Annotated in this window: 9 protein-coding genes; all 9 read right to left on the bottom strand. The window is 74.1% G+C overall.

Annotated features, from left to right (window positions below):
• Nucleotides 1-482: DinB family protein (locus CKO13_RS08615; RefSeq protein WP_200259550.1), on the bottom strand; the 482-nt coding region annotated here is incomplete at its 3' end.
• A complete protein-coding gene (locus tag CKO13_RS08610) occupies nt 457-1,239 on the bottom strand; it encodes a class II glutamine amidotransferase (protein WP_200259547.1) in 783 nt (260 codons plus the stop codon). The genes CKO13_RS08610 and CKO13_RS08615, both read right to left, overlap by 26 nt.
• Nucleotides 1,240-1,256: 17 nt before the next feature.
• Nucleotides 1,257-2,204: an L-histidine N(alpha)-methyltransferase gene (egtD, locus tag CKO13_RS08605; RefSeq protein ID WP_200259544.1), complete on the bottom strand. Its 948-nt coding sequence runs from the start codon at nt 2,202-2,204 to the stop codon at nt 1,257-1,259.
• Between the two features lie 13 nt (nt 2,205-2,217).
• Nucleotides 2,218-3,396 (bottom strand): HD-GYP domain-containing protein, encoded by a 1,179-nt coding sequence (locus CKO13_RS08600; RefSeq protein ID WP_200259541.1) that lies wholly within the window; start codon nt 3,394-3,396, stop codon nt 2,218-2,220.
• Nucleotides 3,397-3,479: 83 nt separating this feature from the next.
• Complete coding sequence (locus CKO13_RS08595; RefSeq protein WP_200259538.1) at nt 3,480-5,294, bottom strand: chloride channel protein; 1,815 nt, start codon at nt 5,292-5,294, stop codon at nt 3,480-3,482.
• 42 nt (nt 5,295-5,336) lie between these two features.
• Complete coding sequence (gene argB, locus CKO13_RS08590) at nt 5,337-6,260, bottom strand: acetylglutamate kinase (protein WP_200259535.1); 924 nt, start codon at nt 6,258-6,260, stop codon at nt 5,337-5,339.
• Nucleotides 6,261-6,315: 55 nt separating this feature from the next.
• Nucleotides 6,316-7,707, bottom strand: coding sequence for a phosphomannomutase/phosphoglucomutase (locus CKO13_RS08585; RefSeq protein ID WP_338034615.1), 1,392 nt, complete (start codon nt 7,705-7,707; stop codon nt 6,316-6,318).
• A gap of 101 nt (nt 7,708-7,808) precedes the next feature.
• Nucleotides 7,809-8,270, bottom strand: a complete 462-nt coding sequence (dut, locus tag CKO13_RS08580; protein WP_200259529.1) for a dUTP diphosphatase — start codon at nt 8,268-8,270, stop codon at nt 7,809-7,811.
• Nucleotides 8,270-8,923 (bottom strand): phosphopantothenoylcysteine decarboxylase domain-containing protein (locus CKO13_RS08575; RefSeq protein WP_274600671.1); only part of this gene is annotated, 654 nt, incomplete at its 5' end. The genes dut and CKO13_RS08575, both read right to left, overlap by 1 nt.

Here is an 8,923-nt window from a genome sequence, read left to right as displayed (position 1 = left end):
AGCAGCACTACGCGCAGCACCCAGCGCACGGTCTCGTGGTGCTGCGCGTAGTGCTGCTCGAGGAAGTGGACCAGGTAGCGCCGCGCCATGAGCCCGTGCCCGGCCAGCGCCGGGGGCGGGTCCGCGAGGAGTGTGCGGGTGCGGCGGTGGACGGCGCCGCACCAGGCGAGCAGCGGCTCGCGCTCGGGCACCCGCGCGGCGCGGCGGGCCTTCTCGCTCAGCTCCGGGAAGTAGAGGCCGTGCAGCGCCGGGTCGGGCTCGGCGCCGAGGACGACCTCGTCGACCCAGTAGCGCTCGAAGAGGGCGGTATGCCCCAGGTGCCAGGCGATCGGGCTGAGCTCCGGGTGGTACTGGGTCCGCAGGGCGGGCGCCGGCAGGGCCTGCGCCAGCCGGCGCCCGCGGCGCTGGTGGCGCGCCAGGGCCGCCAGCGGCTCGGGCGGGCAGGAGGCGGACGGCCTAGAGGGGCTCGAGCCGGGTCTCATGGGTGGCGGCCTCCATCACGAGGAGCTCCCCCGGCCCCACGCCTTGCCACCCCGGGTCGCCGTCGAAGGCCTCCGAGGCCACCAGGGCGCCGCCCGCGTAGCCCGGATGCGCGGGGTGGAAGTAGAGGCTCGGGCACTCGTGCCGGTAAGCGTAGCGCAGGGCCACGATCCCGCCCTCCCCGGCGAGGACGAGGTTGAGCAGGGCGGCGCCGCCGAGCTCGTGGAGCCAGCCGTCGATGCGCGCCACGGCGGCGCGCAGGGCGGCGGCGGCGTCGCCGTGGCGCGCGAGCGCCTGCCGGACCACGGCGAAGAGGTACTCCGAGTCGGTCGTCCCGGCGATCTGCGCCTCGATCTCGGGCTCGAGCCAGCGGCGGATCGGCCCCCGCAGGCGGCTCGCGAAGCCCTCGAGGTAGCCGTTGTGGAGGAAGAGCCGGTGCTCGTCGCTGAACGGCTGGGTGTTGGCGTAGCCGTTGGAGAGCGGGTCGGTGGCGCTGCGGACGCTGCCGCACCACAGGCCGCTGGTCAGCGACCGGCCGAGGGCGGGCAGGTTGGGATCGGCCCAGGCCGGCAGGGGGCTGCGGTAGACCGCCGGGCGGCCGTCCGGGGCCAGCCAGCCGACGCCGACGCCGTCGGCGTTGACGGTGGCGGAGACCGTCTCGCGGGGGGCGTGGGCCTGCTGGATCAGCCCGTGGGGCGGCTCGAGGAGGAAGCGGTGCAGCGCCAGCGGCGGCCCGCAGTAGGCGGCGATTCGGCACAAGGCTCTCTCCCTCCAGGCTAGGCGCGGCTCGTATCGGCCTCCAAGTAGTGAACACTGAACCACTCGCGGGCGTCCGTCCATACCCGGCGCGGCCGCCAGCCGGCCTCCCGGGCCAGGCGGCGGAAGGCGCCCAGCGTGTACTTGTACGACGACTCGGTGTGGATCGACTCGCCGGCCGAGAGCCGGAAGCGCCGGCCGTCGAGCTCGATGGCCTGCTCCCGGCGGCTGAGCAGGTGCATCTCGACGCGCCCCGCCGCGGGGTTGTAGTAGGCGAGGTGCGCGAAGCCGTCGGGGTCGACGCCGGCGCCGAGCTCGTCGCGCAGGCGCCGGAGCAGGTTGCGGTTGAAGGCCGCCGTGTAGCCGGCCGCATCGTTGTAGGCGCGGTGGAGCGTGGCCGCGTCCTTGGGCAGGTCGACGCCGATGAGCAGGCCGCCGTCCGCCCCCGCTAGCGCCCGGAGCCGCTGCAGCAGCGCCCGCGCGGCCCCGGGCTCGAAGTTGCCGATGCTCGAGCCGGGGAAGAAGGCCACCCGGCGCCCCTCGCCGGGCGGCTCGACCGCGAAGGGGGCGCTGTAGTCGCGGCAGGCGGCCTCGCAGCGCAGCCACGGGTAGTCGGCGGCCAGGCGGGCCACCGAGGCCTCGAGGAAGCGGCAGGAGATGTCGATGCCCAGGTAGGCGCTCGGGCGCAGCGCCTCGAGGAGCAGCCGCACCTTGCGGCTGGCGCCCGAGCCGAGCTCGACCAGGGTGCTGCCGGGGCCGACGAGCTCGGCCAGGGGGGCGGCGAACTCCTCGAGCAGCCCCATCTCGAGCTCGGGGATGTAGTACTCGGGCTGGGCGCAGATCGCCTCGAACAGCCGCGAGCCGCGCTCATCGTAGAGGAGCTTCGGGTCGAGCCGGGGCGGCCGGCGGCCCAGGCCCTCGGCCACGGCCCGGCGGAGCGCCTCGTCTCGCGCGCCTCCCTCCGCCATCGCGGGGCCCCTGCTAGTGCGGCGGCGCCGGCGCCGGCCCCGCCAGGCAGTCCTCGGGGCGGAAGAACCACCGGCCCGGGTCCTCGTGGCCCTCGACGCTCACCCGGCCGTCGGCGAGGTCGCGGTCCTCGTAGCGGCGCAGGTGGCGGTTGCGCCGGGCGTCGTGGACGACGCGCACGCGCGGGTACCCCGGCGCCGTGTGGTTGGCCTCGAGCACCACGGCGAGGTAGCCATCGCTCAGCCGGACCAGGGTGCCGGGGGGGTAGACGCCGATGCAGCGGATGAACTCGTAGACGAGCTCGCGATCGAAGGCCTGGCCGATCTCCTGGGTGATGATGCGCAGCGCCTCCACCGGCGCGTAGCCCTTGTGGTAGGGGCGGATCGCCGTCAGCGCGTCGTAGACGTCGACGATCATCGCCATGCGCTCCTCGAGCCCGAGCGCCTCGCCCTGGAGGCCGTGGGGGTAGCCCGCGCCGTCGAGGCGCTCGTGGTGGCGCTCGGCGATGCGGACCATCAGCTCCGAGGCGTCCTCGAGCCCGCGCAGCCAGTTCGCCCCCTTGAGCGCGTGGAGCTTGACGATCTCGTACTCGCTCTCGGTCAGCCGCCCCGGCTTGGTGAGGATCTCGAGGGGGACGAAGGCCTTGCCCACGTCGTGGAAGAGCCCGGCCACGCCGAGCTCGTGCAGCCGCGCAGGGTCGAGGTTGAGGTAGCGGCCGAAGGCCATGAGCAGCACGCCGACGTTGACGCTGTGCTGGTAGGTGTAGCCGTCGCGGGAGCGGATCCGCCCGAGGGCGAGCAGGCTGTCCTGGTGGGCGCCGAGGGCGTCGTTGAGCCGCGAGACGACGGCGTCGACGCTGGCGCGGTCCACGGCGCGCCCGGCGCGGACCTCGCGGAGCAGCCGGCTGACGATCGAGCGCGCCTCCATGGTGACCAGCCGGCTGTCGATCCCCTCCTGCGCCGGCGAGGCGTCGGCCCCGTCCGGCGCCAGGGGCTCGCTACCCTCGCCCTCCGGGCGCTCCGGCGGGAGGACCACCACCTCCTCGATCCCGAGCTCGCGGATCCGCTCGATCGCCGCCCGGTCGAGCCGGAACTGGTTGTGCAGGAAGGGGTGGTAGGCCCAGCTCACCCCGAGGTCGACGACGTACATCCCGGGCGCTAGATCCTCCACGCGGATCCGCTGGGCGATCTCCATAAGCCCTCCCCTCTAAGCCAGCTCCCTTGCCTTACCGACAGGGTAGACGACCCGCGCCAGAAGTGCCGCTGCGGTGTAAGGTCTCAGCGGCCGTCGGGCGCAGCGGCGCCGGGCCGGGGGTCCTGCCGGTTCTGGAAGTGGCGCAGGACCTCGTGGCCGACGTTATCGGGGGAGATGACGCCGCCGACGTCGTGGACGCGGGGGATCCCCTCGCCCTCGACGACGAGCGCCACGCGGATGTCCTCGCGGCTGAGGCGCTTCATCACGTCGTTGAGGATGTCCTCGGAGCGCGCCAGGACGTAGGGCAGGTGGGGGATCCCCGCCTCCGCGGCGCCCTCCTCCCCCTCCTCGGCGTGGGTCGCCAGGGCCTCGTGGGAGGTGACGCCGGCGATGTGGGTGCCGTGGCAGAGGACGATGAAGCCCGGGATGGGGTCCATGGCCTCGACCTGCGCCAGGGCCGTGGCCCGGTCGAGGTGGTCCGGCAGGTAGCCGACGTGCTCGTCCATGACCTCGTCGGCGTGGCGGACGAGGAACATGTTGATGTGCCGCTCCTGGGGGATGTAGTGGCCGCGGGCGGCGAGCTTGATGGTGTAGATGTTCTCCGCCGAGAAGGCGCGGCGCACGCCGATGGCCAGGGCCGTGGCCACGATCATGGGGACGATGATGTTGTAGTCCCGGGTGAGCTCGAAGATCGTGACGATGGCGGTCATGGCCGCCCCGGTGGCGCCGCCGACCATGGCGGCCATGCCGACGATGGCGTACTCGGTGACGGTGAAGCCGGCCTCGGGGTAGAGCTGGCCGAGCACGGCGCCGAGCAGGCCGCCGAGGCTGGCGCCGAGGAACAGCGACGGCGAGAAGATCCCGCCGGCCGCCCCGGAGCCGAGGCTGATCGCCGTGGCGAGGAGCTTGGCGACGAAGAGCACGGCGAGCAGCGAGACGGCGGTGAGCTCGCCGTCGAGGATGCCCTGGATCGCCGGGTAGCCGACCCCCTCGATGAAGTAGTGGCCGTAGGCCAGGGAGAGGCCGTACATCATCGCCCCGACGACGGCCATGCCCAGGGCGTGCTGGAGGTAGTCGTTGCGGATCAGCCGCGGGAACCAGTCGTCGAGCAGCGCCAGCAGCCGCACGAAGAGGAACGCGCCCACGCCGCAGAGCAGCCCCAGGCCGATGAAGCCGGCCAGCCGCGCGGCGTTGAGCGGCTCGAGCTCCGGCAGCGCGGCGAAGGCGACGATGAACTCCGGCTCCGCGCCGAAGAAGAGCCGGCCGATGTAGGTCGCGGTGCCGGTGGCCAGGACCACGGGCAGGAAGGTCCGCGTGGAGACCTCCGGCATCATCAGCTCGATGGCGAACATCACCCCGCCGAGGGGGGTGTTGAAGGTGGCGGCGATCCCGGAGCCGGCGCCGCAGGCGAGCAGGGTGACCCGCTGCCACGGCTCGAGGCCGAGGGCCTGGGCGACGCTGGAGCCGAACGACGAGCCGATCTGGATGATCGGCCCCTCGCGGCCCACGGAGGCGCCGCTGCCGATGGACAGCGCCGAGGCCAGGGACTTGACCACCGCCACGGCCGGGCGGACCCGGCCCTCCTGGTAGTAGATGGCGTCCATCACCTCGGGCACGCCGCCGCCGCGGGCCTCGGGGGCGAAGGTGCGGACCAGGAAGACCACGCCGAGCCCGCCGATCACCGGCGCGAGGATGATCCACGGCCCCCAGGCGCCGACGGGGGTCAGCTGGTGGCCGTGCTCCTCGAGGGAGAGGGTGCCGAGGAAGAAGAGGTTGTGGATCAGGGCGATCAGCAGCCGGAAGAGGATCGAGACCAGCCCGGTCACGACGCCGATGGCGATGGCGATCAGGGAGAGCCTGACGAGGTTGTTGCGGGGCTTCCGGTCGGCTCGCGCCATGGTCCCTGGAGCGCCCCGCCTCCCGGGGCGCGCGACCTCCTTCTACTGGCTGCTGGCGGCGCTGCTGCTGCCGTCGATGAGGGTGCCCACGCCGCGGTCGGTGAACAGCTCCAGCAGCACCGCGTGGGCCACCCGGCCGTCGACGATGTGCGCCGCCCGCACCCCGCCGGCGACGGCGTCGAGGGCGCAGCGGATCTTGGGGAGCATGCCGCCGGCGATGGTGCCGTCGTCGATGAGCTCGGCCACCCGGCGCGGGCTCAGGCCGGTGAGCAGCTCGCCGCGGCCGTCGAGGACGCCGGGGGTGTTGGTCAGCAGCAGCAGCTTCTCGGCGCCGAGGACCTCGGCGATCTTGCCGGCGACGAGGTCGGCGTTGATGTTGTAGGAGACGCCCTCGGCGTCGACGCCGATGGGCGCGACCACCGGGATGAACTCGCCGGACTCGAGCATCTCCACCACCGAGGGGTCGATGCCGTCGACCTCGCCGACGTGGCCGACGTCGATGATCTCGGGGACGCGGTTCTCCGGCGCCTCCTGCTGGACCTCGAGCTTGCGCGCCCGGATCAGGCCGCCGTCCTTGCCGGTCAGCCCCACGGCCCGGCCGCCCTGGGCGCTGATCAGGTTGACGATCTCCTTGTTGACCAGGCCGCCGAGGACCATCTCGACGACGTCCATGGTCTCGGCGTCGGTCACCCGCATGCCCTGGACGAACTCGGTCTCCTTGCCGATGCGCTCGAGCTGCTCGCCGATCTGCGGCCCGCCGCCGTGGACGACGACCACCCGGAAGCCGACGAGGCGCATGAGCACGATGTCCCGGGCGAAGGCGACCTTGAGCTCGTCGTCGACCATGGCGTTGCCGCCGAACTTGACGACGATGGTCCGGCCGCGGAAGCGGCGGATGTAGGGCAGCGCCTCGACGAGGACGCGGGCGGTGAGATCGGGGGTGATGCTCGGCTCGGACTCGGACATGGGCCTTCTCTATCCAGCGGTGTTCAGCGGACGGGGCGCGCGGGGGCGGCGCCGGCTAGCCCGGGATCTCCAGGCCCGGGCGCACGGCGGCGAGCAGCCCCTCGAAGGCGGCGCGGATCCGGGCCAGGCCGGCCTCGTCGTCGGCCTCGAAGCGCACCACCAGCACCGGGGTGGTATTGGAGGCGCGGATCAGGCCCCAGCCGTCGGGCCACTCGACGCGCACGCCGTCGATGGTGTGGATGGCGGCGTCGGTGAAGCGCCGCTGCGCCTCGGCGACCAGCGCGTCCATGAGGGCGCCCTGCTCGCCCTCCGCGACCGCCACCTTGAGCTCCGGGGTGGAGACGCCCTCGGGCAGCTCGGCGAAGACCGCGGCGCTCGGCCGGCCGTCGGCGGCGAGGATCTCCACCAGCCGGGCGCCGGTGTAGAGGCCGTCGTCGAAGCCGTACCAGCGCTCGGCGAAGAAGGTGTGGCCGCTCATCTCGCCGGCGAGCGGCGCCCCGCTCTCGCGCAGGGTGGCCTTGATCAGCGAGTGGCCGGTCCGCGACATCCGCGGCTCGCCGCCGGCGGCCGCGATCACCCGCTCGAGGTGCATGCTGCACTTGACGTCGTAGACCACGGGCTCGCCGGGCCGGCGGCGGAGGACGTCCCGGGCGTAGAGCATGAGCTGGCGGTCGGGCCAGATGATCTTGCCGGCGGCGTCCACCACGCCGAGGCGGTCGCCGTCGCCGTCGAAGGCCAGGCCCAGGTCGGCGCCGCTGGCCCGGACGCGCTCGATGAGCGCCTCCAGGTTGCGCGGCTCGGCCGGGTCCGGGTGGTGGTTGGGGAAGTCGCCGTCGACCTCGCAGTAGAGCGCCTCCACCCGGCAGCCCAGGGCCTCGAAGAGCCGCGGCGCCACGGCCCCGGCGACGCCGTTGCCGGCGTCGAGGACCACGTGCAGCGGCCGCTGCGGGCGGATGTCGCCGGCGATGCGCTCGATGTAGCGGTCGACGAGGTCCTCGCGGCGCTCGAGCCGCCCCGCCCCCGCGGCCAGGCGGCCGTCGCGGATGCGCTCGTAGAGCCCGGTGATGGCCGCGCCGGAGAGGGTGTCGCCGGCGACCATGACCTTCATGCCGTTGTAGGCCGGCGGGTTGTGGCTGCCGGTGACCGCGACCCCGGAGCCGGTGCCCAGCTCGTGGGTGGCGAAGTACATCACCGGCGTCGGCGCCTGGCCGATGTCCACCACGTCGCAGCCGGCGGCGCGCATCCCCTCGGCGACGGCCGCCGCGAGCTCGGCGCTGGAGTGGCGGCCGTCGCGGCCGACGACCAGCCGCTCGACGCCGCGCTCGCGGGCCTCGCTGGCCACGGCCCGGCCGATCCAGCGGGCGATCTCGGCGTCCAGGGTCTCGCCGACGACGCCGCGGATATCGTAGGCGCGGAAGATGGAAGCGGGTACGGCCTCTGCGGTCACGGCGTCATGCACTCCTGTTGGGGCCATCGGATGCGGGCGGGCGGACGCGCCCCGCCCCCTCAAGCGTACTGATCTGCGCGCGGCTCACGCCAGGGGCCGGGCTAGGCCTTGCCGCTGTGCCCGAAGCCGCCGGCGCCGCGCCCGCTCGCCGCCGAGAACGCCTCGACGGGCTCGAGCGCGACCCGCTCCACCGGCTGGAGCATCAGCTGCGCGATGCGCTCGCCGGGCTGGAGCTCGTACGGAACGGTGCCGTCGTGGTGGAGGATCACCCCGATCTCGCCGGTGTAGTCGGCGTCGATGACGCCGATGCCCTGGGCGACGCGCAGCCCGTGCTTGAGCGACAGCCCGGAGCGCGAGGCGACGATGCCGACGAGATTCGGGTCGGCGATGTGGACGGCGAGCCCCGTGCCGACGAGCCGGCGCTCGCCGGGGTGGAGCGTCTGCGGGGCGTCGAGGCAGGCGCGCAGGTCGAGGGCGGCCGAGCCGTCGGTGGCGTAGCCCGGCAGCGGCCACTCGCTGCCGAGGCGCCCGTCGAGGATGCGGGTCTCGATCCGGCGGGGCATCAGGCGCGCCCCCCGGCCTCGAGGCGCTCCGCCACGAGGGCGATCAGCGCCCGCGCCAGGTCCTCCTTGGGCTGCTCGGGCAGGGAGACGGGCTCGCCCTCGGCGGCGAGCACCTCGAGGCTGTTGCGCTCGACCTCGAGGCCGCGCCCGGGGCCGACGCGGTTGGCGGCCACCAGGTCCAGGCCCTTGTCCCGCAGCTTCGCCCGGGCGTGCTCGAGCAGATCCGTGGTCTCCGCGGCGAAGCCGACGACGAAGGGCCGGGGCCGCCGCGCGGCCACCGCGCGCAGGATGTCCGGGGTCGGCTCGAGGGTCAGGGTCAGCGGCCCGCTGCCCTTCTTGATCTTCTCGGGCGCCTCCTGCGCGGGGCGGTAGTCGGCGACCGCGGCGGCGCCGATGAACAGGTCCGCCCCCTCGATACGCGCCATCACCGCCTCGTGCATCTGCTCGGCGCGCTCGACCTCGACGCGCTCCACCCCCCGCGGGGTCGCCAGCGCGGCGGGGCCGGTCACCAGCACGACCTCCGCTCCCGCCTCGCGGGCCGCCGCCGCCAGGGCGAAGCCCATCCGCCCGGAGCTGCGGTTGCCCAGGTAGCGCACCGGGTCGAGGGGCTCCCGGGTGGCCCCGGCGGTGACCAGCACCCGCCGGGGCCACCC

Source organism: Halorhodospira neutriphila, from assembly GCF_016584055.1.
Classification (GTDB): domain Bacteria; phylum Pseudomonadota; class Gammaproteobacteria; order Nitrococcales; family Halorhodospiraceae; genus Halorhodospira; species Halorhodospira neutriphila.
This window is presented reverse-complemented; position numbering and strand designations above follow the sequence as displayed.